Origin of the sequence: Paraburkholderia monticola (assembly GCF_001580545.1) — a bacterium.
GTDB classification, from domain to species: domain Bacteria; phylum Pseudomonadota; class Gammaproteobacteria; order Burkholderiales; family Burkholderiaceae; genus Paraburkholderia; species Paraburkholderia monticola.
The window spans coordinates 362,290-386,120 of the sequence record NZ_LRBG01000038.1 but is presented as its reverse complement, the minus strand read 5'-3'; the positions used below and the strand labels follow the sequence as shown (position 1 = coordinate 386,120).

Sequence of the window (23,831 nt, the reverse complement as noted above, 5' to 3'; positions counted from 1 at the left end):
CGCCTCAACCGATCAAGCCGCCGCTTTGGCCGACTCGAGAAAGTCTTGCGCGAAACGCTGCAGCACGCCGCCGGCTTCGTAGATCGACACCTCTTCGGCCGTATCGAGCCGGCACGTCACCGGCACTTCGACGCGCTCGCCATTGCGACGATGAATCACCAGCGTCAGATCGGCGCGCGGCTTGCGCTCGCCGATCACGTCGAAGGTCTCGGTGCCGTCGATGCCGAGCGTCAGGCGATTCACGCCAGGCTTGAATTCGAGCGGCAACACACCCATGCCGACGAGGTTCGTGCGGTGAATCCGCTCGAAGCCTTCCGCGACGATCGCTTCGGTCCCCGCGAGCCGCACGCCCTTGGCGGCCCAGTCGCGCGACGAACCCTGGCCATAGTCGGCACCCGCGATCACGATCAGCGGCTGCTTGCGCTCCATATACGTTTCGATCGCTTCCCACATGCGCGTGACCTTGCCCTCGGGCTCGATACGCGCGAGCGAACCGGCCTTCACCTTGCCGTCTTCGAGCACCATCTCGTTCTTCAGCGTCGGGTTCGCGAAGGTCGCGCGCTGCGCGGTCAGGTGATCGCCGCGGTGCGTCGCGTACGAGTTGAAGTCCTCTTCGGGCAAGCCCATTTTCGTCAGGTACTCACCTGCCGCGCTGTCCGACAGAATCGCATTCGACGGCGACAGATGGTCCGTCGTGATGTTGTCTCCGAGCACGGCCAATGCACGCATGCCCTGCAGCGTGCGCGCGCCGGCCAGTGCGCCTTCCCAGTACGGCGGACGGCGAATATAGGTGCTGTGCTCGCGCCAGTCGTACAGCGGGTCGGCTTTCGCGCCGGTGTCGGCGTGCACCGCGAACATCGGTTCATACACCTTGCGGAACTGCTCCGGCTTCACGCTCGCCTCGACGATCGCATCGATCTCCGCATCCGACGGCCAGAGGTCTTTCAGCGTGACGGCATGACCGTCGGCGTCGACGCCGAGCACGTCCTTCTCGATGTCGAAGCGGATCGTGCCCGCGATCGCATACGCGACGACGAGCGGCGGCGAGGCGAGGAACGCCTGCTTCGCGTACGGATGGATCCGGCCGTCGAAGTTGCGGTTGCCGGACAGCACGGCGGTCGCATACAGGTCGCGCTCGATCACTTCCTTCTGGATCACCGGGTCCAGGGCCCCGGACATGCCGTTGCACGACGTGCACGCATACGCGACAACGCCGAAGCCGAGCTGTTCGAGCTCAGGCAACAGCCCTGCCTCTTCCAGATACAGCGTGACCGCCTTCGAGCCTGGCGCGAGCGAGCTCTTGACCCACGGCTTGCGCACGAGACCGCGCCGGTTCGCGTTGCGTGCGACCAGACCCGCGGCGATCATGTTGCGCGGATTGTTCGTGTTCGTGCAGCTCGTGATCGCGGCGATGATCACCGCGCCGTCGGGCATCAGACCGGGCTCGTTCTCGACCTTGCCGCTCACGCCGCGCGCGGCCAGCTCCGACACCGGCAAGCGGCGATGCGGATTCGACGGCCCCGCGAGCGTACGCACCACGCTCGACAGATCGAACTTCAGCACGCGCTCGTACTCGGCGTGCTCAAGCGTATCGGCCCACAAGCCGGTGTGCTTCGCATACGTTTCGACGAGTCGGACGAGTTCGTCGTCGCGGCCGGTCAGCTTCAGATAGCGGATCGTCTGCTCGTCGATATAGAACATCGCGGCGGTCGCGCCGAACTCGGGCGCCATGTTCGCGATCGTCGCGCGATCGCCCAGGGTCAGGTTCGCCGCGCCTTCGCCGTAGAACTCCAGGTACGCGCCGACCACCTTCTCCTTGCGCAGGAACTCGGTCAACGACAACACCACGTCGGTCGCGGTGATCCCCTCGCCCGGCTTGCCGGAGAGCTCCACGCCGACGATATCGGGCAGCCGCATATACGACGCGCGACCGAGCATCACGCTCTCCGCTTCGAGGCCGCCGACGCCGATCGCGATCACGCCGAGCGCATCGACCATCGGCGTATGCGAGTCGGTGCCGACCAGCGTGTCGGGAAACGCGACGCCGTCCTTCACCTGCACGACCGGGCTCATGCGTTCGAGATTGATCTGATGCAGGATGCCGTTGCCCGGCGGAATCACGTCGACGTTGCGGAACGCGCGCTTGGTCCAGTTGATGAAATCGAAGCGGTCTTCGTTGCGTCGGTCTTCGATCGCGCGATTCTTCGCGAACGCATCCGGATCGAAACCGCCGCATTCGACGGCCAGCGAGTGATCGACGACGAGCTGCGTCGGCACCACCGGATTCACCAGCGCCGGATCGCCGCCTTGCGCGGCGATCGCATCGCGCAGGCCCGCCAGATCGACGAGCGCGGTCTGGCCGAGAATGTCGTGACAGACGACACGCGCCGGGAACCACGGAAAATCCAGCTCGCGCTTGCGCTCGATGATCTGTTTCAGCGAAGCGGTGAGCGTCACCGGATCGCAGCGGCGCACCAGGTTTTCGGCGAGCACGCGCGACGTGTACGGCAGCTTGTCGTAGGCGCCGGGCTCGATCGCGTCGACCGCGGCGCGCGTATCGAAGAAGTCGAGCTCGGTGCCGGGAAGGCGTTTGCGGTTGGCAGTATTCATGACGTAGGGACAGGACTGTTAGCGGCCGCCGGACCGGATGCCGGCGGCGTCCGGCGGCTGCGGCGATACTTCGCTCGCGCGGACGGTCGGAGGGTGCAGGTAGTTTAGCGCGCTGCTGGCGTGATGCTGAACGACAGTTGTTGCGCGCTGTTTGCGGAGCGGCGGCGTCATGCGTGCCGCTCCGGGCTCACGTTAGACGCGCTTGGCCAGCGGCACGAACGGCAGATCGTCCGGACCGGTGTAGTTCGCGCTCGGCCGAATGATCTTGTTGTCGACGCGCTGCTCGATGATGTGCGCGCTCCAGCCGGCCGTACGCGAGATCACGAACAGCGGCGTGAACATCGCGGTCGGCACGCCCATCATGTGATACGACACCGCGCTGAACCAGTCGAGGTTCGGGAACATCTTCTTCGCATCCCACATGACCGATTCGAGCCGCTCGGCGATCGAGAACAGCTTGGTGTTGCCCGCCTTGTTCGAGAGGTTCTTCGCGACTTCCTTGATGACCTTGTTGCGCGGGTCCGAGATCGTGTAGACCGGATGGCCGAAGCCGATCACGACTTCCTTGTTCTCGACGCGGCGGCGGATGTCGGCTTCCGCTTCGTCCGGCGTCTGGTAGCGCGACTGGATCTCGAACGCGACTTCATTGGCGCCGCCGTGCTTCGGGCCGCGCAGCGCGCCGATCGCGCCGGTGATCGCCGAGTAGATGTCCGAGCCCGTGCCCGCGATCACGCGGCCGGTGAACGTCGAGGCGTTGAACTCGTGCTCCGCGTACAGGTTCAGCGACACGTGCATCGCGTCGACCCACGCCTTCGACGGCTCGACGCCGTGCAGCAGATGCAGGAAATGGCCGCCGATCGAATCGTCGTCGGTTTCGACCTCGATGCGCTTGCCGTTGTGCGAGTAGTGATACCAGTACAGCAGCATCGAGCCGAGCGAAGCCATCAGCTTGTCGGCGATGTCGCGCGCGCCGGGCAGGTTGTGGTCGTCCTTTTCGGGCAGCACGGTGCCGAGCACCGATACGCCGGTGCGCATCACGTCCATCGGATGCGCGGCGGCCGGAATCCATTCGAGCGCGGCCTTCACGTTCGCGGGCAGGCCGCGCATCGATTTCAGTTTGGTCTTGTACGCGGTCAGTTCGGCCTGGGTCGGCAGCTTGCCATGGACCAGCAGATGGGCGATCTCTTCGAATTCGCACGCGCTGGCGATGTCGAGAATGTCGTAGCCGCGATAGTGCAGATCGTTGCCGGTCTTGCCGACCGTGCACAGCGCAGTGTTGCCCGCGGTCACGCCGGACAGCGCGACGGATTTTTTCGGCTTGAACGCGCCTGCGTTCGGCGTGCTGTTGTCTGCTTCGCTCATTGATTGTCTCCAGAAAGGGTTGGAATTTGGGCCATTGCCTCGACTGGCTGCCTTAACAGCAAAGAACGGGCCAGGTCGCGCGCCCTCAGCTAAGTGCCTGATTTAGTGAGAGTCCCTGTCAACCGATGCCGCGACCCGCCGCACGCGCGATTTCATTATTGAAACTTCAGATTTCATATCGGCAATGAATGCTCGCATAATAGAGATCCAACTCACCCCGCCACGAGCCGCCGACCTTGAGCACGCCTCTGTACGAACCGCCGCAGCGTCCGCGCGTCTGGGCACTCAGTATCAGCCGCCTGCGCGATCTGTTCTTCGACATCGCCGGCGAATACGTTGAACGCGCGGATATACGCATCGTGTCGCACGCGTTCGAAGACGCGGTCCGCGAAATCGAAGGCGCGGGCGCCGGGCGTCCCGACGTCGTGCTCGCGGGCGGCTCGAACGGCGCGTATCTGAAAACCCGCGTGTCGGTGCCGGTCGTGCGTATCAGCCCGACCGGCTACGACGTGATGCATGCGCTCGCGCGCGCGCGTCGCGAAGGCGCGCGCGTCGCGCTCGTCACCCACGGCGACACCCCCGACGAACTGCGCCGCTTCACCGCCGCATACGCGCTCGATGTCACGTTCGCGTCGTACCAGTCCGCCCAGGACGCGGAGAGCGTCGTGCTCGATCTCAGCGATCGCGGCATCGAGGTCGTGGTCGGCCCGGGCCTCGTCACCGATCTCGCCGCGAGCGCGGGCATGGGCGCGGTGTTTCTGTACTCGCGCGCGTCGGTGCGCGCCGGCTTCGACACCGCGCTCGAAGTCGCGCAGGCGACGCGCCGCGAAACCGTGCGGCGTCAGCGGCTCGACACGCTGCTGCAGCACCTGCGCGACGGCGTGGTCGCGCTCGATGCGCAAGGCCGCGTCGAAGTGATGAACCAGCGTCTTGCGAGCGTGCTCGGCATCGATGCCGCGAAGGCCGTAGGCCGCGCGCTGCACGATCTCGCGCCGGACCTCGCGGGCAGTCTGCCCGATACGGACGGCGACAGCTTCTGCACCGTGCGCGGCGCGAGCTATGTCGTGCATCGCGGGCCGCTCGCGAGCAGCGGCGCGGCGCCGGGCACCGTGCTGACGTTTCAGGAATCGCGCGCGGTCGAGCGGCTCGATCGCACGCTGCGTGCGCGCCAACGCGTGCAGCAGTTCACCGCGCGCTACCGGCTCGACGATATCGTCGGCGCGTCGGAATCGATCGAACGCGTGCGCGCGCTGGTCGCGCGTTATGCGAGGTCGGATGCGACCGTGCTGATACTCGGCGAGAGCGGCACCGGCAAGGAGATGGTCGCGCAGAGCATGCATCAGCTGAGCGCGCGACGCGACTTCGCGTTCGTCGCGATCAATTGCGGCGCGTTTCCGGAGGCGCTGCTCGAAAGCGAGCTGTTCGGCTACGAGGAAGGCGCCTTTACCGGCGCGCGCAAGGGTGGCAAGGCGGGGCTGATCGAGGTCGCGCATCGCGGCACGCTGTTTCTCGACGAGATCGGCGAAATGCCGTTGCCGTTGCAGAGCCGCCTGTTGCGCGTCTTGCAGGAGCGCGAGGTGGTGCGGCTCGGTTCGACGGAGCCGATGCGCGTCGATATCCGCGTCGTCGCGGCGACGCATCGCGCGCTGACCGACGGCGTCGCGGCCGGCAGTTTCCGCGCCGATCTGTACTACCGGCTCAACATCCTCAGCATCGCGTTGCCGCCGCTTCGCGAGCGGCCGAACGACCTGCTGCCGCTCGCCGCAGAACTGTTGCGCCAGGCGGCCGCGCGCGAGCCGAGACTGGCGGCGCGCGTGCCCGACGCGGACACCGCCGCGCGCATGCTCGAAGGACTGGGTGTGGCGTTGCGGCGCTATGCGTGGCCCGGCAACGTGCGCGAGTTGCAGAACGTGATCGAGCGGATCGTGGTCGAACTCGCCGATAGCGACGCCGACACCGAGGCGAGCACGGAGCTCGTCACGCGCGACATGCTGCGCGCGATCGCGCCGGAAGTCGTCGAGCCGGTCGCGCGCGCGAAACCCGCCGCGCTGACGTTGCGCGAACGCAGTCGTCATGTCGAAGCCGACGAAATCCGCGCGGTGCTCGCGGCTCACGAAGGCGATCGCGATGCGGCGTGCGCCGCGTTGGGCATCAGCAAGACGACGTTGTGGCGCAAGCTGAACGCGGGGCGTTAGGCCTCGCGCGCATAAAATGACCGCCGCCGCATCCCCAACCCATTTTCCAATCAGGAGCCCAGCATGTCGAACAAATACCGGATCGCCGTCATCCCCGGCGACGGCATCGGCGTCGAGGTGATGCCCGAAGCGTTGCGCGTACTCGAAGTGGCGACCCAACGCTTCGGCATCGAGCTCGAGTATCAGCACATCGAGTGGGCAAGCTGCGACTACTACGCGAAGCACGGCAAGATGATGCCGGACGACTGGAAAGCGCAACTGCAATCGGCCGATGCGATCCTGTTCGGCGCGGTCGGCTGGCCCGACACCGTGCCCGATCACATCTCGCTGTGGGGATCGCTCCTGAAGTTTCGCCGCGAATTCGACCAGTACGTGAACCTGCGGCCCGCGCGGCTCTTTGCGGGCGTGCCGTCGCCGCTCGCGGGACGCAAGGCCGGCGACATCGATTTCTGGATCGTGCGCGAGAACACCGAGGGCGAGTACTCGTCGGTGGGCGGCTTGATGTTCGAAGGCACCGAGCGCGAATTCGTGCTGCAGGAGTCGGTGTTCACGCGGTACGGTAGCGAGCGCGTGCTGAAGTTCGCGTTCGATCTCGCGCAGCGCCGCGCGCGCAAGAAAATCACCGTCGCGACGAAGAGCAACGGCATCGCGATCAGCATGCCGTGGTGGGACAAATGCGCTTCCGGTGTCGCCGCGCAGTATCCGGATGTCACATGGGACAAGCAGCACATCGACATCCTGTGCGCGCGCTTCGTACTGAACCCGGACCGTTTCGACGTGGTCGTCGCGACCAATCTGTTCGGCGACATCCTGTCCGATCTCGGCCCCGCATGCACGGGCACGATCGGCCTGGCACCATCGGGCAACCTCAATCCGGACCGCAAGTTTCCGTCGCTGTTCGAGCCGGTGCACGGCTCCGCACCCGACATCGCCGGCAAGCACATCGCGAATCCGATCGCGATGATCTGGTCCGCCGCGATGATGCTCGACTTCCTCGGCCATTCGAGCGGCAAGGAGCGCGACGCGCACGACGCGATCCTGAAAGCGATCGAGGCTACGCTGATCGAAGGTCCGCACACCGGCGACCTCGGCGGCAACGCGAGCACGAGCGATGTCGGCAAGGCCATTGCGGCCAAACTCGCGTGACGTGAACGAAGCGCCGGGCGCAGCTACCCGCGCTGCGAATGCCCGGCCATCTACGCCGTCATCGACAGTTACGCCGCTCGTAGAGCGACCATTCGCCCTCGTGCGTCACGAGTGCGACATCGCATTCGTTATTGGCGAAGAAATTGTTCGGCAACGGCCCTTCCTTGCGAACGAAGAAATAGCGGTACTGACGGCCGATGTCCTTGTTCCATTCGAAACTTCCCGGATCGTGTTCGAGCACCGGAGGAGCGACGGGCATCATGCCCGGCCTGAAGCGCGCGATCTGCGGCACGAAAGTCGCGAAGTTCAGATCGACGAAACCGTGTTTCTCCGCCTGATACCACAGCGGCTGGTGCTCGTACGCGAACGGGCTTTTATAGGCGGGACTCGCGCGATCGAAGATGAGGCTCAGCGCGCGTTGACCCGGCTCGGCCTGCTCGAGCAACTCTCCGAGCGGCGCATTCTCGACGGCGAAACGATGCAGGCGAATCGCCTGATCCGTGAAGAAGATCCAGCATCCGGCGACGATCAACGCCTGCACGCCGAAGCCACGCAGCGTGCCCGAGGTCGAGCCGGACGACGCACGGCGCGTGCCGCTCGCCGGCATTGGCGGCGCGCGGAACATCAGCGCATAGGCGGGCAGCAGAAACACCGCGAAACGGTGATACAGGTACGCCGTCTTCAGCGCCGTGCCCGGTACGAGGAACCACACGAACGCCACGGCGAGCATCGGCACGATGACCGAGCGATCGGGATTGATCCGGTTGCGCCACAGCCATGGCGCGGCGACCATCAGCGCGAAGAGCGGCAAATACACGGCCGCGCTCTTGTTCAAGCCCCACACGTAGACCGGCAGCGACAGCACACGCTGCCAGTCGAAGCCCCACTGGAATACGGCCACACCCGCCAACGGGTGGCCGAGCAGCGGATCGGTCGCGCGGCTCCACAACATATAGGCGATGCACAGCACGCCGAGCGGCACGAACGGCGCGAGCGCGAGTATCTTGCGCGCGAACGTCTTCTGTTTGATTAGCACGTAGCCGACGCCTACCACCATCGCGAACAGAAACACGAGCCCGTGACAGAAGAACAGCGCGGTGCCCGCCACGAACATCCAGACACCCTTTCTCGCGGAGGTCGCTGTCGCATAGTCGTGCGCGAGCCACATGAACAGAATGCCCAGCGGCGTCGCGACCAGAAACGTATAGAAGCCCCACATGAAAGCGAAGCCGAAAAATCCCGGCACGAACAGCCAGTCGAGCCGTGGATCGCCGCCCAGATAGCGACGAAAGCCCACGCACGAGGCCACGAATGCGAAGTACGCGAGCATCAGCACGCACTTGAGCGCGGCGCCGATCGGCATCAGATAAGTCAGCGGCAACGCGACGCCGTAGCCGACGAGATACGGCGTGAGCAGGTTGAGCTGCACGAGGTTTTGCCACGGCGACGTATGCTCGAGCAGATCGCGCAGCAACATCACCTGTCCCGCGTGTTGCGGCAAGTCGGCCCACGGCGGACGCGGCGCGATCCAGAACAAGGCTCCGCCATACAACACGGTGACGACGAGAAGCACGCGAGGAACAATAGCGGCGAGCCGGCCGGAGCGCGCCAACAACGCGTCTCCAGCCGCCGCCTCGACGCCGGCATTCGTCGGCGTCGAGCGATCGACGGGAGAGTTCATAAGGTTTGCTCAATGATGAAACGAGGACGCTGCTTGGTTTCGGCGTACGTCTTCGAGATGTAGCCGCCGATCACACCGAGAAAGAGCAACTGGATACCGCCGAGAAAGTACATTGGGATCACCGTCGACGCCCAGCCGGGCACGGTGAGGTGCGTGAAGATGCGCGCATAGGCGGCCCATGCGCCGAAGCCGAGCGAACCGATCGCCAGCAATGCGCCGATGCGCGTACTCCATTGCAAGGGCACGGCGGAGAACGACGTGATGCCGTCGAACGCGAGAATGAGCATTTTGCTGAGCGGGTATTTGCTCTCGCCCGCAAAGCGCGGCGCGCGCTCGTATTCGACGACCGCGGTTTTGAACCCGAGCAGCGGAATGATGCCGCGCAGGAACAGATTGACCTCCTGAAACTGGCGCAACGCTTCCACGGTCTTGCGGCTCATCAGGCGAAAGTCCGCGTGGCCCGGCAGGATATCGACGCCGAACGTCTTGAGCAGCTTGTAGTAGTTGCGCGCGGTGACGCGCTTGAAGAAGGTGTCCGTGGTCCGTTTGTGACGTACACCGAAAACAATTTCCGCACCCTGCCGATATTCCGCGAGCATGCGCGGAATGGCTTCGATATCGTCCTGAAGATCGGCGTCGAGACTCACTAGCACATCGCCTTGAGCCGTCATCAGGCCGGCAAGCAGCGCGTTCTGGTGGCCGCGATTGCGCGAGAGTTTGATGCCGCCGTAGCGGGCATTCTGCGCGTGCAGCGCTTCAATAATCGACCATGTATGGTCGCGGGAACCGTCGTCAATGAAAGTGATGCGGCTTTCGTGGCTGAGTTCGCCGGCTTCGATCAATCGCTCCAGAAGTGCGAGAAGCCGCTTACTCGTCTCGGCAAGAACCTCTTCTTCGTTGTAGCACGGCACGACGAGATTCATCGTCGTCGTCATAGGCAAATCCCCATTCTGAAGCTGGCTCGACCTAGAGTCAGGCGCAGAGTCCGGCGTTTAACCTGTTTCGACATTAGTACGCATCAGCGATCCGAGGCAAGCATGCGGACCTCTTTGTCTGAAAATCACTAAGCCATCGGAAAAAAGGTCGAATTAGAACCGCAACGGAATTACCACATCGGAATACGAATAAGCGCTTTTTACTGATACATCGTCGACGATCAATGTCGGTATGCGCAATGAAATGCGATGACTCACGCAGTCCCGTATCATTGGGTCATGGCGACAATTGAGGATGAATAGCATGGACAAAGCCGAGTTCGACAGCTTTGCTGACGAGTATCTTTCGCTGCACGCCCGCAACATTGCAGTATCGGGAGAAGGCCCAGAGTATTTCGCCGAGTACAAGATTCGCGACATCGCCGAGGAGATGGCGCGACGCAATGCGCTGCCCGCGCGCCTGCTCGATTTCGGCTCGGGCGTCGGCACGTCGATCCCCTGGGTGAAGCGCTACTTGCCGAACGCGCAGCTCACCTGCGCGGATGTATCGGAGCGCTCACTGGAGGTCGCGCAAAGCCGCTTCCCCGATTCTTCGCGCTTCGTTCACTTCGACGGCCATACGCTGCCTTTCGAGCAGGGCGAATTCAATCTCGCTTATGCCATGTGCGTGTTCCACCATATCGATCACGCCGAGCATGTTCATCTGCTGGGCGAACTGAGGCGCGTCGTGGGTCCGCGGGGCACGGTCGTCGTATTCGAGCACAATCCGTTGAACCCGCTGACCGTCAGGGCGGTCAACACCTGCGAGTTCGATGTGAACGCCAAACTGATCAGCGCGCGCAATATGAAGCAGGCGTGCCTCGATGCTGGCTTTTCCGATGTCGTCGTGCGCTTCCGGATCTTCTTTCCTCACATGCTGGCCACACTTCGTCCGCTCGAAAAATATCTGACCCATGTCCCACTCGGCGCCCAATACTCCGTCTACGCGAGCGCCGCATGAAGGCGGCCATTCAATGACCGGCCTGCGCACCACCGCGCCACGTGGCGAACCTCTTCGCCAGTTCATCAAGTACCTGCTGGTTGGCGGCCTCAATACGGCGATCTCGGCCGTTATCATCTTCGCCGTGCAGGCGGCGGGCGCCCTCCCCGTGGTCGCCAACATCGTCGGCTACGCGATGGGCGTGGGACTGAGCTTCGCGCTCAACAGCAAGTTCACGTTCAGGACAGCGGCAACGCGGCACACCGCCATCCGCTTTCTGATCGTCGTGCTGATCTCGTATCTGGCCAATCTCGCGACGATGGTGTCGGTGTTGCATCTCACGCACGCACCCTACCTCGCGCAACTGTGCGGCATTCCCGTCTACGTGATCGTGGGCTTTCTCGGCAACCGGTATTGGGCGATGCGCGAACGCGCACGCTGATGGTGCGCATCCGCTCCGCGCGTCAGTGACATTTGTTCACGATTTTGTCGACGTTGCGCGATACGGTGAGCACAGATCGGAGGAGCCGTTACTATCTCTTGCGCGGGCGTTGACATGAACAACGTCTTACGAAGAGATGATCGAAGCCATTCACAAGGACACAGCAATGAGCAGGGAAGCCTATCCGATCGAAGTCGAGTTCCCCGATATCGCGCAGCACGAGCAATCGCCGTCGGGCATTGCCTATGTTCACACGTTCGATTCCGGCCTTCCGGGTCCGCACGTGATGATCAACGCGCTTACGCACGGCAACGAAGTGTGCGGCGCGATCGTCGTCGATGAACTGCTGCGCCGCGCGCTGCGGCCGCGGCGCGGGCGCCTCACGCTCGCGTTCGCGAACGTTGCCGCGTACCGGCGCTTCGATCCCGCGAATCCGGATGCCGCGCGCTTCGTCGATCAGGACTTCAACCGCGTGTGGACCGCCACGGTGCTCGACGACGCGTCGCGCACGTCGAGCGAACTCGAGCGCGCGCGGGCGATGCGCCCGGTGATCGACACCGTCGACGCGCTGCTCGACCTGCATTCGATGCACGAACGGTGCAAGCCGCTGATCGTCGCGGGACCGCTGCAAAAAGGCATCGACCTCGCGGTGCGGCTCGGCACGCCCGCCACGGTGATCTCCGACGAAGGACATCCCGAAGGCCGCCGCATGCGCGACTACGAAGGCTTCGGCGACGCCGCGAGCGCGAAGAACGCGCTGCTGATCGAATGCGGCCAGCATTGGGAGCGCGGTGCGGTGGCGGTCGCGCGCGACACGACCGCGCGCTTCCTGCTGCTCTCCGGCGTGATCGACGAAACGGATCTGCCGCCGGGTTGGCTTGCGCCGTTGCCGCCCGAGCAGCAGATCGTGCGCGTGACGCAGCCGGTCGTCGCGACCAGCATGGACTTCCGCTTCGCCGCGGCCTACACCGGCCTCGAGGTTTTCGCCGAGGCGGGCGCCGTGATCGGCTGGTCGAACGGCGAGGCGGTGCGCACGCCCTACGACAACTGCGTGCTGGTGATGCCGTCGCTGCGCCAGTTGCGTCCGGGGGTAACCGTGGTGCGGCTCGGGCGAATCGAGCGAACGGTGACCAATTCTGAGATGACGGGATAACCGTCCGAAGCCGTTGGCCGTTAATTTCGTCGCGTTGAGCCTGACGCGCCCGTCTCCTTGACCGGCCCTATCAGGCGCATCGCCCATCGACGCAAAGCGGGGTCGCGCCTGCTTTGCGTATCTCGGGTAATCCCCCGTTGACCCGCTTCATTTCATTACTTACAGTGGCGCGCGTTCGCGTGAAGAATCGTCGTTCTCTATTCGAACAAATTTCCTCGCCCGACGCGGCTCCGTCAAGCCGATCCGTCCGGGTATGATTCATTGCCGAAGCACGGTCGATTTGCCCAGGCGCAGGCGTCGTGCGCCGCTTCCAGACGGCGTACAGTCTTTAGAAGAATGGCCCGTCGTGTCGGGCCTTTCGCAGTCAGGAGACCATCATGAACCGCAGCCCCGCTGTGAACGTTCAAACGTTCATCAACGAACATCCGTTTTCGCCGTTCCAGTGGCTGATCTTTTTCATGTGCTTCATCATCGTCCTGCTGGACGGTTTTGACACTGCCGCGATCGGCTTCATCGCGCCTTCGCTGATCACCGAATGGGGTATCGCCAAACCCGCGCTCGCGCCGGTGCTGAGCGCCGCGCTCTTCGGCCTCGCGTGCGGCGCGCTCGGTTCGGGTCCGCTGTCCGACCGCCTCGGGCGTCGCTCGATGCTGATCGGCTCGGTGCTGCTGTTCGGCGTCGCCTGCCTCGCATCGGCGTTCTCGACCGGTATCGACCAGTTGACCGTGCTGCGCTTCATCACCGGCGTCGGCCTCGGCGCCGCAATGCCGAACGCGGTGACGATGATGGGCGAGTACTGCCCGGACAACCGCCGCGCCACCATGATCAACCTGATGTTCTGTGGCTTTCCGCTCGGCGCCGCGTGCGGCGGTTTCCTCGCCGCGTGGATGATTCCGCATCTGGGCTGGCGCAGCGTGCTGATCCTCGGCGGCGTCACGCCCCTGCTGCTGTTGCTGCTGTTGGTCGTCAAGATGCCCGAATCGGTCCGCTACATGGTCGCGAACAACAAGCCGGCCGAGCGGATTCGCGCGGCGCTCGCGCGCATTTCCGCCGACGCGTCGCAGGCCGCCGGGTTCACGATGACCGAAACCGCGCCGCAAACCGGCGGCAAGGGTCTCGGCCTGGTGTTGTCGCGTTCGTACATCGTCGGTTCGGTGATGTTGTGGGTCGCCTACTTCATGGGCCTCGTGATCTTCTACGCGTCGATCAACTGGATGCCGATCCTGCTGAAGGATGCCGGCCTCACGCCGGAACGCGCGACGCTGATCTCGGCGCTGTTCCCGCTCGGCGGCGTCGGCGCGGTGCTGGCCGGCGTGCTGATGGACCGCTTCAACGCGAATCGCGTGATCGCGGTCTGCTACGCGCTGACCGCCGTCAGCGTGTACTTCATCGGCCAGGCGGCTGGTAACGTGGGCGCGCTCGTGCTGATCGTGTTCGTCGCCGGCGTGCTGATGAACACCGCGCAATCGTCGATGCCGGCGCTCGCCGCCGCGTTCTACCCGACCGTCGGCCGCGGCACGGGCGTCGCGTGGATGCTCGGCGTCGGCCGCTTCGGCGGCATCGCGGGCTCGTTCCTCGTGGCTGAGCTGACGCGCCGTCACTTCTCGTTCGGCGGCATCTTCGCGACCATCGCGATTGCCGGTGTGCTGTCGTGCGTCGCGCTGCTGATCAAGCAGGCGGCACGGCCGCAGGTGGCGGAAGCCGGTGCGCCGAAGGCCGAGTCGTTCGGGCATTGAGCGTGCGATGACATCTGCCCTCTGACGGACCGCTAGCGGTTCGATCGACCGGTAATGCTGAAGCCGCCCTGCAATTCGCAGGGCGGCTTTTTTTGTGACCGAACGAGTGAAGTCTCGCGCTTACCTGAACGAGAGAAGCTGCTCGACACACAGCAGCACGGCAATCAGAACCATCGCCGCGCCTGAAACCTGGCTGACTCTGCGCGCGACGCTCGGACGCGTGCGCAGCACCATCTTCGAGCCGAGACCGACCACCGAATAGACCACCGCGCAATTGATCATGTGCAGCAGGCCCAACGCGCCGATCTGCATCGGAATCGACCATGCATCAGTGGCACGTGTGAACTGCGGCAGCAACGCGAGAAACAGCAGCAGCGCTTTGGGATTGAGGCCGCTCACCGCGAAACCTCGCACGGACCAGTCCAGCGCCGCGTCGGGTGCGCGCTCGGCCGCGACCGTCGGCACTGCCGGGCGAGCAAGAATATTGCCGCCGATCCACAACAGATAAGCCGCACCGACGAAAGTCAGCACGGCCATGACGGCCGGCGCCTTGGCGACTAGCGCGCCGACGCCTGCCGCCACCACCACGGTGATCGCGAGATACCCGAGCAGCATGCCGGTAATGGCGGGCGCAATCGCCCGCTCGCGCAATCCAGCCGAGATCGCATAGGCCCAGTCGGCGCCGGGCACCATGACCAACGAAAACGATAAAAGCCAAAAGGCCGTCAACAAACTCACTTCCACCGCCGGGATTCCTCGCCAAAGGCATGTTCTGGATGGAGTGAATGTTACGGAGTTGGCTGTCGAAGGTGCTCCCTCTTTCTTGCTGCAGCAGAGCCGCCTGCGCTAGAATTTTTCGTATGGACGATATCGATCGCAAGATTCTTGCCGAATTGCAGCAAGATGGCAGACTCACCGTCACCGAGCTCAGTGAGCGCATTGGCCTGAGCCTCTCGCCGTGCCAGCGGCGCCTGCGGGCCTTGGAGAAAGCCGGGGTCATCAGCGGCTATCGGGCCATCATCGATCCGGCAACGATCGGCCTGAACTTCTCGGCGATCGTCTTCGCGACGCTACGGGAAGGCAGCAGCAAGAACATCCAGTCGTTCGAACACGCGCTGGCGGACATCCCCGAGATCACCCGGGCGGAGCGCCTGTTCGGCGATCCCGATTACATGCTGCACGTCGTCACGCGCGATCTGAAGGCGTTCCAGATCCTCTACGACCGCTATCTGTTGACGCTGCCCTGCGTGCTGCGGCTGTCGTCGACGTTGGTCATGAAAAGCATTCTCGAAGATCGGCCGCTGCCGTTGTGACGCATCGACGCCGCCCCCTCCCGCCTGCGGCATCGTGATCCACAGCAGCAAAAAGCGCCACGCCTCACTTCCCGATACACTACGCAGCTATTTACGCGCGCGCAGCCCGGCACGGCGACCATCGCCGCTGCCGCGCCGCCGCCGTCTCATCTCAGGATTCCGGTAATGAAACGCGTAGTCGTATCCGCGCTCGTCGCGCTGTGCATCGCACAGCCGGCCGCTCAGGCCGTCGCGCAGACCGTCAGCGATCAATGTTTCGCGCTCGGCGATATCGCCGGCCAGGTCGCGTCGTGGCGCGCGCACAAGAAGACCCAAGCCCAGGCGCTCGAACAGGCCGCCCACTACTACAAAGATCCGTCCGATCGCGCAGCCGTCGACGCGATCATCGAAAAGATCTACAGCCCCGACGCGCCGCACATGACGCCCGATCAGGCGAGCATGGCGATCACGTCGGACTGTGTGAACCGGCACAAGGGGCAGGCAGCGCCGGCGCCGTGATGCCCGGGATACGCCGGGCCGCCTTCAGCCGCGCACGCTAACGTTTGCGAAACGCATCGAGCGACGACAACGCATTGCCGTGGAAATCGAACAGCGTGTTGTTGTCCCACTGATCGCCGGCACCGACCTTCCAGCCGACGTTCGGCGTCGGAATCCACTCAGGCTCCCACCAGAACACACCCTTGCCGTGGCCGTCGGGGATCGCCTTGACGATGTCGGTCACCGCGCCGAGAAACTGCGCCTGGCCAGCGGGCGTCTGCGGGTACGGCGACGTCCCGACGTTGGTCATCGAGTCCGGTTCCGAATCGCCGTCGCTGGTCGTCCACGGATACGCGGTCTCGACGACGATCACGTCCTTGTCGTAGCGTGTCGCGAGGTCGTTCACGTTGCCCTGCAGGTCGCTGAACGAGCCCTGCCATTGCGGGTAATACGACAGGCCGATCAGGTCGAACGTGACGCCACGCTGCGTCATGCTGTCGAACCACCAGCGGCTCGTCGCGTTGTTGCCGCCGCTGTCGATATGCAGCATCACCTTGATGCGCGCGTCGACGGATTTGACCGCGTCGTGCCCGGCCTTCAGCAGCGCCGCGAGATTGTCGAGCTGATCGTACTTGCCGAGCGGCCACAACATGCCGCCGGTGATCTCGTTGCCGATCTGCACCCACTCGGGACGCACGCCGTCGTGCTCGAGCATCCGCAACACGTTCGACGTGTACGCCGAGAGCAGCGCACAGGTCTCGGTGATGTCCTTGCCGACCCAGTCGTGCGGCGGGTACTGCTTGCCCGGATCGGCCCACCAGTCGCTGTAATGAAAGTCGATCAGCACGCGCAGGCCGAGCGCGGCGGCGCGACGCGCGAGGATCCGCGCGTGCTCGGCATTGTTCCAGCCTGCCGCGGGACTCTGATTGGCCGGAAAGAAGTCGGGATTGCCAGGGTCGTTCCACACCTTGATCCGGATCGAATCGACGCCGTGATGCTTCAGGATCTGCAGACAGTCGTGCGCCTTGCCATGCTCGTAGTACTTCGCGCCGTTCGCTTCGAGTTCGAGCAAGGTCGAGACGTCCGCGCCCATCGCGAAGCGGTTGGCGCGCGCGGCGGCGCTCTGTTGCGCATCATCATCGCCTGTCTGCCGGCCATTCCCGGCCGCGACAGCAGGCACGCTCACCGTCGCGCCGACACCGGCCGCCGCAGCGGCGCCCGCCAGCCATCCCAGCATTTCTCTTCGGTTCATCCGTCATCCTCCATCGATTGAATGGCGGCTCCTGACGGGCCGCCTGATCTGGTTTGATGCGTCCGTATTGCAACCTTCGAGCTTCAGACTGCTTTTACCGCCCACTGCTTTGCTGATTTTTCCAAGCGGACCGCACTGCGTCACGCGTCTTTCCATACGCAAACGTCGCCGGTTTTCAGGCGCGACTCGCCGAGCACGAACGTCGCATTGCGCGGCGCCGGCGCCTGCACCGGTTGCGCGCCGAAATTGAATGCGAAGATCAGGCCGCCGCGGCGACGCAGACGCAGCCCGTCGGCCAGCACTTGCGTAGCGAGGCCCGCGTCGTGAGCGGCCTGCTGCAACACCGTGCGATGCAGTTCATGCGACAGCCAGCCGGCGACGTAGCGCAGCTTGCCGTGCGTCAGCAGCGCGGGCCACGCGTCGTCGAAGCGTGCGGCAATGCGAGTCTCGCCGTTGGCGCGCACATGCTCGCGCCAGTGCAGCGCGCGGCCCTGAGTGCCGTCGATCGACAGTGCCGGTGCAAGCGTCGAGCGCAGCGTTTCGACTTCGAGCACCTGGATCGGCAGCACCTGCTGCAACGCGCCGGGCGGCAGATTGCCCGGAATCGCGAACGCGTCGGTTTTCGAGCCGCTGCGCGGGCCGAACACCCATTGCGCGTTCGAACGCGCGATCTGTTCGACGAGCGTGGAGTCGATCACCGCGAGACTCGGCACGACGACCAACTGATAGCCTGAGAGATCGGCACGGCTCGACACGATATCGACATCGAGCCCGAGTTCGCGCAGCGACTCGTAGTAGTCGAACACGAGCGTCTGGTAGTCGAAGCCCTTGCCATGACGCTGGATTTCGAACATCCACTGCGTCTCGTAGTCGAATACCAGCGCGGTGGCCGCGCGCGCGGGCGCGGCGAGCGTCGAGAGCAGCGTGCTGCCCGCGATCTCACGCGCGGCCTGTTGCACCTCGAGACCGCCCGGCGACAGCTCGTTGTTCGGCAGATTGAGCCCGGAATGCATCTGCTCCTGCGCATACGGGCACTGGCGCCAGCGGAAATACGACACCAGCTCCGCGCCGTGCGCGAACGCCTCGTATGCCCACAACCGCACCATGCCCGGCGCGGGCACCGGATTCCACGGCGCCCAGTTCACCGGCCCCGCCTGCTGCTCCATCACCCAGAAGCGGCCGCGGCCAATGCTCCGGTAACGGTCGTGATCGAACGCAGATACGTCGGGGTGTCCGGTTCGCGCGAAGCGCGCCTTCTGCTCCTCCGGCAACGCGATCGATTCGGTGCGCGCGATCGGATAGCTGTCCCATGCGGCGACGTCGATCGCATTGTCGGCGGCGAAGCGATAGTGATCGAAGGTCGTGAAAAAGCCCATGAAGTTGTGCAGCAGATCCGCGCTCGGCGCATGCTCGCGCAGCACGTCGATCTGCTCGCGATGGAAGCTCGCCACCTCGTCGGACATGAAGCGGCGGAACTCGAGCAGATGGATCGGGTTGGCGTCGGTGGGGGTCAGCGTCGGCAGGCCGATCGCGTCGAACGACGGATACTCCATGCTCCAGAACACGTTGCCCCACGCGTCGTTCAACGCGTCGATCGTTTCATGGCGCCGCAGCAGCCATGCGTGAAAACGCTGCAACGCCGCGACCGAATAACTGGGCACCGTGTCGTGGCAGCCGAGTTCGTTATCGGTCTGCCACGCGACGATCGACGGATGCCGCCCGTAGCGCTTCGCCATCGCGGTGACGATGCGCACGCATTCGCGCCGATAGGTGTCGCTCGAAACGTCGTAGTGACGCCGCGAGCCGAAATTCCAGCGCGTGCCGTCCGCACGCACCGGCAACACGTCCGGATGCGCGTCGACGAGCCACTTCGGCGGCGAAGCGGTCGGCGTGCCGAGCACGAGTTTCAGCCCCGCTTTCGCGAGCGTCTCGACGGCTTCGTCGAGCCATTGCCAGTCGAATTCGCCGGCGCGCGGCTCCATGCGGCTCCACGCGAATTCGGCGATCCGCACGTGCGTGATACCGAGTTCGACCATGCGTTGCGCGTCGTCGGCCCACATCGCGCGTGGCCATTGTTCCGGGTAGTAGCAGACACCAAGTTGCATGTGAAAGTCTCGTGGTGGTGAGGTGACGTCGAACCGTCGTTTCAATCGTGTTTCAGGCGCCAGGTTTCAAGCGTCATTTATCCCTTGCTCGCCCCGAACGTGAGTCCGGCGACGAAGTGCCTTTGCATCGCGAAGAACATCAGCACCGAAGGCAATGCGGCCAGCACCGAGCCCGCCGCGACCAGGTTCCACGCGGTCGTCCATTGCCCTTTGAGCGCGGCGACGCCGACCGTGATCGGCGCGGCATCGTCGCCTTGCGTGAGACACAGCGCCCAGAAGTAGTCGTTCCACACGAACGTGAACACGAGAATCGCGAGCGCGGCGAGCGCGGGCCGGATCAGCGGCAACACGATACGCAGATAGATCGTCCACTCGCCCGCCCCTTCGACGCGCGCGGCCTCGATCATCTCGAACGGCAACTGCTTGATGAAGTTGCGCAAAAACAAGGTGCAAAAGCCGGTCTGGAACGACACGTGAAAGATCACCAGCGCCCACACGGTGTTGAACAGGCCGAACTTCAGCGCCATGTCGCGCACCGGAATCATCAGGATCTGGATCGGCACGAAATTGCCGGCGACGAACGCGAACAGCACGGCCGTATTGCCCGGAAAGCGATACGTGGCCAATGCGAAGCCCGCCATCGAGGCCAGCACGATCGCGCCGATCACCGACGGCACCGTGATCAACACGCTGTTGGCGAAGTAGTGCAGCATCGGCGTTTGCGTGAGCGCAGTGCCGTAGTTTTCCAGCAGCGCGAAGTGTTTGGGCCACGTCCAGTACTCGCCTTGCGACAACTCATCCGTCGAGCGGATCGATGTCAACAGAACGGCGAGCATCGGCAGCAACCAGATGAACAACGCAAGCGGCAGCGACGCCTTGTAAAGCGTGCGATTCAGCGGTTTCCAGCGGTCGACGGGAAGCGGATACATGAGCTGGCACTCCTGACGTTCAGAGAATCAGTGTTCCTCGCGCAGCATGCGGCGCAGATGGAACACGATATAGACGAGCATGATCGCGAACAGCACCACGGCGATCGCCGCGGAATAACCTTCGCGGTAGTACTTGATCGCCTGGTCATACATGAAATAGGCAAGCACGGTGGAGCTGTCGAACGGACCGCCGCCACTCATCACCGCGATCAGATCGAAGCTGCGCAGCGCGCCGATGACGGTCAGCACCACCGCCATGAAGGTGGCGGGACGCAATTGCGGCAGGATCACGTGCCACAGCAGACGCAGCCCTTGCGCGCCTTCCATGCGCGCCGCCTCGACCACCTCGGGATTGATACCGGTGAGTCCGGTCAGGTACAGGATCATGCAGAACGGCGCCTGCGGCCACAGCGCGGCGAAGATGATGCCGAACGTGGCCGTGTGCGGATCGCCGAGCACCGGAATGCCACGACCGACGATCAACCGCAGCAACCCGAACGTCGGATCGTAGAACCAGCTGAAGACGAGGCCGACCACGACGCCCGATAGCACGAACGGTGCGAAAAACAGCGACTTCACGACCCGCATGCCGCGCACGTGCTGGTTCAGATACAGCGCGAACAGCAGACCCAGCGGCGGCGCAAGCAGAAACAGCGCGAGCCAGATCAGGTTGTTCTTCAGCGCCGTGTAAAACGTATCGGACTGGAACAGCTCGACGTAATTGGCGAGACCCGCGAAGGTCTTCGGCGTCATGCCGTCCCAGTTGTAGAAGCTCAGCGAAATGCTGCTGATGATCGGATAGATCACGCACAGCGTGAACAACGCGCAACCCGGCAGCAGAAAGAAAAACGCGGCGCGATGCTGGTGACGGCGCGTCGTCGAGACGCGACGGTGCCGCGCCGCGGGCAGGCGGCGCGCTGCGGTATGAGACATGGAACGGCCTCGTCGGAAAGCGAAGGCGGATGGGCGCCCTGAAAACCGGCCGCGAACGCGCGGCCGGCGTGGCGGGACTTACTTCTGGTAGATGCGCTTGCGCGTCGCTTCGAGATGAGCGAGCACGCTGTCGAGTTGCGACGGATCGCTATAGAACTGCTGCATGGCCTTCATGCCTTCGTCGGCCATTTCCTTTTGCATGTCGCGATCGTAGAACTGCGCGATACCGCCCTTCGTGTTCGCGAGGGTCTGGAAGCCGACCTTCGAGATCGCGTCTTCAGGCGGCACCGCCTGGCTGTTCGACGGCAACTGTCCCCAGCCCTTCGCAAGCTCGGAGTTGATCTTCGGCGTCTCCATGAACGCGAGCAGCTTGCGCGCGTCGGCCTTGTTCTTCGCCTTTGCCGGAATCAGCAGCACGTTGACGGGACCGTCCTCGGCCATCGGCACGTTCGGGTCGATGACCGGGAAGCGGAAGAAGCCGATCTGATCCTTGACCGACGGCGGGAAGCTCGCCGAGAAGAAGGTGCCCATCAGCATCATCGCGGCCTTGCCGTTGTTCAGGATCGGCCCGATCGAATCGACGTCGTAAGAAAGCGCGTTTTCGATGAAATCGTGATTGTCGAGCAGCGTCTTCCACGTCGTGTAGACCTTCTTCACGCGCGGATCGGTGTACGGAATTTCGCCAGCCATCAGCTTCTGATGGAACTCGTTGCCGTTGATGCGCAGATCGAGATAGTCGAACCACGCGGCAAGGGTCCAGCTATCGCGCGCGGCCACCGCGATCGGCGCAACGCCGATCGCTCTCAGCTTTTTGTTCGCTTCGAGCAGTTCGTCCCACGTTTTCGGCTCGCTCTTGATGCCAGCCTTCTCGAACAGATCCTTGCGATAGAAGAAGCCGTACGCGTCATAACCGAGCGGCGCCGCGTACTGCTTGCCCTTGTACGTCGAGGCTTCCTTGACCGATGCGTACTGCTGCGACCAGCCGTTCTTCGCCCAATCGGAGCTCAGATCTTCGAGCAGACCGCGTTGCGCGTAATAGGCCATCCGTTCGCCGTCGTGCCACGACACGACATCGGGCGGATCGGTCGCGAGCCAGCCGCCCATCTGCACCTTGTACGTTTCCTCGGTCACGTAGGTGATTTTCAGATCGACGTCGGGATTGGCTTTCTTGAACTGGTCGAATGCGTCCTGCCAGGTCGAGCGCTGGTTACCACGCGCAGAAACGTTGACGTTCAGCGTGGCCGCGTCGACCGCGGCGCTGCCGAGTGCGCCGGCCACCACGGCGGCGGCGATCGACACCTGTGCAAAACGGCGAAGGCGAAGAGCAATCATCTTTGTCTCCTTGTCTACCTTGTTGACCGGCTACGCAGCGTGGCCGGCGATGTAACCCGCTCTATGGCGGAATTCAGTATGGCGAACCATTCAGGCGGCCGCGCGCTCCGGTTCGAACGTGCTACGCCGCAACGCGAGTCCCTGTTCGTCGAACAGATGACACGCGGCGGGCGGCACGTGAACGCGGATGCGCTCGCCCGCGCCGAGCGGCGTATCGCCGGGCGCCTTTGCGATCAGCGTGCCGCTCGCGTGGTCCGCGTGAATATAGCTGTGCTCGCCGAGCCGCTCCGACAGCACGGTCGCGCACTGGATGAACTGTTCGTCGCCGGTGAGGCGCAGATGTTCGGGGCGCACGCCGAGCGTGACGCGCTGGCCGCGTTGCAGTCTTTCGCCATCGACGTGCGCGAGCAGCTTTCCCGCGCCGGCCGCCAGCGCCACCGTGACGCGGCCCGGCTCGATCGACTCGACCGTCGCATCGAAGAAGTTCATGCGCGGCGAGCCGATAAAGCCCGCGACAAAAAGCGACTTCGGGTGGTGATACAACTCCAGCGGCGCACCACTTTGCGCGATGCTGCCAAAGCGCTCGGCATCCGCGCCCGCATGCAGCAGCACGATGCGATCGGCGAGCGTCATCGCTTCGACCTGATCGTGTGTCACGTAGACGACGCTCGCATTCGCGAAGCGCTGATGCAGTCGCGCGATCTCGACGCGCGTCTGACCGCGCAGCGCGGCATCCAGATTCGAGAGCGGCTCGTCGAACAGAAACACGCCCGGCTCGCGCACGATGGCACGGCCGATCGCGACGCGCTGGCGCTGCCCGCCCGACAGCGCTTTCGGATGACGCTCGAGCAGGCTGTCGAGTTGCAGAATCCGCGCGGCTTCGCGCACCTTGCGCTCGATCACGTCCTTCGGCTGCTTCGCGAGCTTGAGCCCGAACGCCATGTTGTCGAACACGGTCATGTGCGGAAACAGCGCGTAGCTCTGGAACACCATCGCCACGCCACGCTCGGCGGCCGGCACGTCGTTGACGAGTCGCCCGCCGATATGCAGTTCGCCTTCGCTGAGATCTTCGAGGCCGGCGATCATGCGCAGCAAAGTGGACTTGCCACAGCCCGATGGACCGAGAAACACGCAGAACTCATGCTGCGCGATTTCGAGATTGACTCGCCGGATCACCGGCGGATGATCGCCGTAGGCCTTGTGCACATCGCTCAAACGAATCGTCGCCATGCTGTCTCCGCCTTGATTTAA

The 23,831-nt window shown here is 64.0% G+C and carries 20 protein-coding genes; 9 read left to right on the top strand and 11 right to left on the bottom strand.

The genetic code is table 11. The features are described 5' to 3' along the window. Nucleotides 1-12: 12 nt before the first annotated feature. Complete coding sequence (gene acnD, locus CI15_RS29215) at nucleotides 13-2,610, bottom strand: Fe/S-dependent 2-methylisocitrate dehydratase AcnD (RefSeq protein WP_062135174.1); 2,598 nt, start codon at nucleotides 2,608-2,610, stop codon at nucleotides 13-15. Nucleotides 2,611-2,802: 192 nt separating this feature from the next. After that, a complete protein-coding gene (gene prpC / locus CI15_RS29210) occupies nucleotides 2,803-3,972 on the bottom strand; it encodes a bifunctional 2-methylcitrate synthase/citrate synthase (protein ID WP_062135171.1) in 1,170 nt (389 codons plus the stop codon). A 236-nt stretch (nucleotides 3,973-4,208) separates the two neighbouring features. Between prpC and prpR the strand changes: the two genes are divergently transcribed. Together prpR and CI15_RS29200 are read left to right on the top strand one after the other, a co-directional pair. After that, nucleotides 4,209-6,167 carry a propionate catabolism operon regulatory protein PrpR gene (gene prpR, locus CI15_RS29205; protein ID WP_062135168.1) on the top strand — a complete coding sequence of 653 codons (1,959 nt, stop codon included), beginning with the start codon at nucleotides 4,209-4,211 and terminating at the stop codon, nucleotides 6,165-6,167. A 63-nt stretch (nucleotides 6,168-6,230) separates the two neighbouring features. Then, nucleotides 6,231-7,313, top strand: a complete 1,083-nt coding sequence (locus tag CI15_RS29200; RefSeq protein ID WP_062135165.1) for a tartrate dehydrogenase — start codon at nucleotides 6,231-6,233, stop codon at nucleotides 7,311-7,313. 58 nt (nucleotides 7,314-7,371) lie between these two features. On the opposite strand, the gene CI15_RS29195 is transcribed toward CI15_RS29200, so the two are convergent. After that, complete coding sequence (locus CI15_RS29195) at nucleotides 7,372-8,994, bottom strand: hypothetical protein (RefSeq protein WP_062135161.1); 1,623 nt, start codon at nucleotides 8,992-8,994, stop codon at nucleotides 7,372-7,374. Continuing rightward, complete coding sequence (locus tag CI15_RS29190; protein ID WP_062135157.1) at nucleotides 8,991-9,929, bottom strand: glycosyltransferase family 2 protein; 939 nt, start codon at nucleotides 9,927-9,929, stop codon at nucleotides 8,991-8,993. Before CI15_RS29190 ends, CI15_RS29195 begins: the two co-directional genes overlap by 4 nt. Before the next feature lie 304 nt (nucleotides 9,930-10,233). Between CI15_RS29190 and CI15_RS29185 the strand changes: the two genes are divergently transcribed. The 4 genes from CI15_RS29185 to CI15_RS29170 all read left to right on the top strand — a co-directional run bounded on the left by CI15_RS29185 (nucleotide 10,234) and on the right by CI15_RS29170 (nucleotide 14,239). Beyond that, nucleotides 10,234-10,929, top strand: a complete 696-nt coding sequence (locus CI15_RS29185) for a class I SAM-dependent methyltransferase (protein ID WP_062135153.1) — start codon at nucleotides 10,234-10,236, stop codon at nucleotides 10,927-10,929. Nucleotides 10,930-10,942: 13 nt separating this feature from the next. Beyond that, the gene (locus CI15_RS29180; protein WP_062135151.1) at nucleotides 10,943-11,350 is read left to right on the top strand and encodes a GtrA family protein; all 408 of its coding nucleotides are present in this window, start codon (nucleotides 10,943-10,945) and stop codon (nucleotides 11,348-11,350) included. Between the two features lie 166 nt (nucleotides 11,351-11,516). Then, the gene (locus CI15_RS29175; protein ID WP_062136241.1) at nucleotides 11,517-12,503 is read left to right on the top strand and encodes a M14 family metallopeptidase; all 987 of its coding nucleotides are present in this window, start codon (nucleotides 11,517-11,519) and stop codon (nucleotides 12,501-12,503) included. Nucleotides 12,504-12,880: 377 nt separating this feature from the next. Continuing rightward, entirely contained in the window at nucleotides 12,881-14,239 is a 1,359-nt protein-coding gene (locus CI15_RS29170) for an MFS transporter (protein ID WP_062135148.1), read from the top strand. 120 nt (nucleotides 14,240-14,359) lie between these two features. Here CI15_RS29170 and CI15_RS29165 read toward each other — a convergent pair whose 3' ends face one another. Beyond that, entirely contained in the window at nucleotides 14,360-14,932 is a 573-nt protein-coding gene (locus CI15_RS29165; RefSeq protein WP_241495975.1) for a LysE family translocator, read from the bottom strand. Here CI15_RS29165 and CI15_RS37080 point away from each other — a divergent pair. The 3 genes from CI15_RS37080 to CI15_RS29155 all read left to right on the top strand — a co-directional run bounded on the left by CI15_RS37080 (nucleotide 14,931) and on the right by CI15_RS29155 (nucleotide 16,050). Then, the gene (locus CI15_RS37080) at nucleotides 14,931-15,089 is read left to right on the top strand and encodes a hypothetical protein (RefSeq protein ID WP_161950076.1); all 159 of its coding nucleotides are present in this window, start codon (nucleotides 14,931-14,933) and stop codon (nucleotides 15,087-15,089) included. The genes CI15_RS29165 and CI15_RS37080 overlap by 2 nt on opposite strands. A gap of 10 nt (nucleotides 15,090-15,099) precedes the next feature. Beyond that, complete coding sequence (locus CI15_RS29160) at nucleotides 15,100-15,552, top strand: Lrp/AsnC family transcriptional regulator (protein WP_062135142.1); 453 nt, start codon at nucleotides 15,100-15,102, stop codon at nucleotides 15,550-15,552. A gap of 165 nt (nucleotides 15,553-15,717) precedes the next feature. Further along, complete coding sequence (locus CI15_RS29155) at nucleotides 15,718-16,050, top strand: hypothetical protein (RefSeq protein WP_062135139.1); 333 nt, start codon at nucleotides 15,718-15,720, stop codon at nucleotides 16,048-16,050. A 37-nt stretch (nucleotides 16,051-16,087) separates the two neighbouring features. Here the strand turns inward: CI15_RS29155 and CI15_RS29150 are convergent, their stop codons facing one another. From CI15_RS29150 to CI15_RS29125, 6 genes are all read right to left on the bottom strand, one after another. Next, nucleotides 16,088-17,281, bottom strand: a complete 1,194-nt coding sequence (locus tag CI15_RS29150) for a glycoside hydrolase family 53 protein (RefSeq protein WP_062135134.1) — start codon at nucleotides 17,279-17,281, stop codon at nucleotides 16,088-16,090. 140 nt (nucleotides 17,282-17,421) lie between these two features. Further along, a complete protein-coding gene (locus CI15_RS29145) occupies nucleotides 17,422-19,386 on the bottom strand; it encodes a beta-galactosidase (protein WP_062135131.1) in 1,965 nt (654 codons plus the stop codon). A 77-nt stretch (nucleotides 19,387-19,463) separates the two neighbouring features. Further along, nucleotides 19,464-20,315: a carbohydrate ABC transporter permease gene (locus CI15_RS29140; RefSeq protein WP_062135128.1), complete on the bottom strand. Its 852-nt coding sequence runs from the start codon at nucleotides 20,313-20,315 to the stop codon at nucleotides 19,464-19,466. A 27-nt stretch (nucleotides 20,316-20,342) separates the two neighbouring features. After that, nucleotides 20,343-21,248 carry a carbohydrate ABC transporter permease gene (locus CI15_RS29135; protein WP_062135125.1) on the bottom strand — a complete coding sequence of 302 codons (906 nt, stop codon included), beginning with the start codon at nucleotides 21,246-21,248 and terminating at the stop codon, nucleotides 20,343-20,345. 78 nt (nucleotides 21,249-21,326) lie between these two features. Further along, the gene (locus CI15_RS29130) at nucleotides 21,327-22,580 is read right to left on the bottom strand and encodes an ABC transporter substrate-binding protein (protein ID WP_062135122.1); all 1,254 of its coding nucleotides are present in this window, start codon (nucleotides 22,578-22,580) and stop codon (nucleotides 21,327-21,329) included. Between the two features lie 90 nt (nucleotides 22,581-22,670). After that, nucleotides 22,671-23,810, bottom strand: coding sequence for an ABC transporter ATP-binding protein (locus CI15_RS29125; protein ID WP_062135119.1), 1,140 nt, complete (start codon nucleotides 23,808-23,810; stop codon nucleotides 22,671-22,673). Nucleotides 23,811-23,831: the final 21 nt, after the last annotated feature.

Excerpts from the sequence above, each read along its gene's own strand:
- acnD (WP_062135174.1), bottom strand. The coding sequence starts at position 2,610 with ATGAATACTGCCAACCGCAAACGCCTTCCCGGCACCGAGCTCGACTTC.
- CI15_RS29190 (WP_062135157.1), bottom strand. The coding sequence starts at position 9,929 with ATGACGACGACGATGAATCTCGTCGTGCCGTGCTACAACGAAGAAGAG.
- CI15_RS29135 (WP_062135125.1), bottom strand. The coding sequence starts at position 21,248 with ATGTCTCATACCGCAGCGCGCCGCCTGCCCGCGGCGCGGCACCGTCGC.
- CI15_RS29180 (WP_062135151.1), top strand. The coding sequence starts at position 10,943 with ATGACCGGCCTGCGCACCACCGCGCCACGTGGCGAACCTCTTCGCCAG.
- CI15_RS29185 (WP_062135153.1), top strand. The coding sequence starts at position 10,234 with ATGGACAAAGCCGAGTTCGACAGCTTTGCTGACGAGTATCTTTCGCTG.
- CI15_RS29160 (WP_062135142.1), top strand. The coding sequence starts at position 15,100 with ATGGACGATATCGATCGCAAGATTCTTGCCGAATTGCAGCAAGATGGC.
- CI15_RS29125 (WP_062135119.1), bottom strand. The coding sequence starts at position 23,810 with ATGGCGACGATTCGTTTGAGCGATGTGCACAAGGCCTACGGCGATCAT.
- CI15_RS29150 (WP_062135134.1), bottom strand. The coding sequence starts at position 17,281 with ATGAACCGAAGAGAAATGCTGGGATGGCTGGCGGGCGCCGCTGCGGCG.
- prpC (WP_062135171.1), bottom strand. The coding sequence starts at position 3,972 with ATGAGCGAAGCAGACAACAGCACGCCGAACGCAGGCGCGTTCAAGCCG.
- CI15_RS29165 (WP_241495975.1), bottom strand. The coding sequence starts at position 14,932 with ATGGTGCCCGGCGCCGACTGGGCCTATGCGATCTCGGCTGGATTGCGC.
- CI15_RS29200 (WP_062135165.1), top strand. The coding sequence starts at position 6,231 with ATGTCGAACAAATACCGGATCGCCGTCATCCCCGGCGACGGCATCGGC.
- CI15_RS29195 (WP_062135161.1), bottom strand. The coding sequence starts at position 8,994 with ATGAACTCTCCCGTCGATCGCTCGACGCCGACGAATGCCGGCGTCGAG.
- CI15_RS29130 (WP_062135122.1), bottom strand. The coding sequence starts at position 22,580 with ATGATTGCTCTTCGCCTTCGCCGTTTTGCACAGGTGTCGATCGCCGCC.
- CI15_RS29155 (WP_062135139.1), top strand. The coding sequence starts at position 15,718 with ATGAAACGCGTAGTCGTATCCGCGCTCGTCGCGCTGTGCATCGCACAG.
- CI15_RS29170 (WP_062135148.1), top strand. The coding sequence starts at position 12,881 with ATGAACCGCAGCCCCGCTGTGAACGTTCAAACGTTCATCAACGAACAT.
- CI15_RS29145 (WP_062135131.1), bottom strand. The coding sequence starts at position 19,386 with ATGCAACTTGGTGTCTGCTACTACCCGGAACAATGGCCACGCGCGATG.
- CI15_RS29140 (WP_062135128.1), bottom strand. The coding sequence starts at position 20,315 with ATGTATCCGCTTCCCGTCGACCGCTGGAAACCGCTGAATCGCACGCTT.
- CI15_RS37080 (WP_161950076.1), top strand. The coding sequence starts at position 14,931 with ATGACCAACGAAAACGATAAAAGCCAAAAGGCCGTCAACAAACTCACT.
- CI15_RS29175 (WP_062136241.1), top strand. The coding sequence starts at position 11,517 with ATGAGCAGGGAAGCCTATCCGATCGAAGTCGAGTTCCCCGATATCGCG.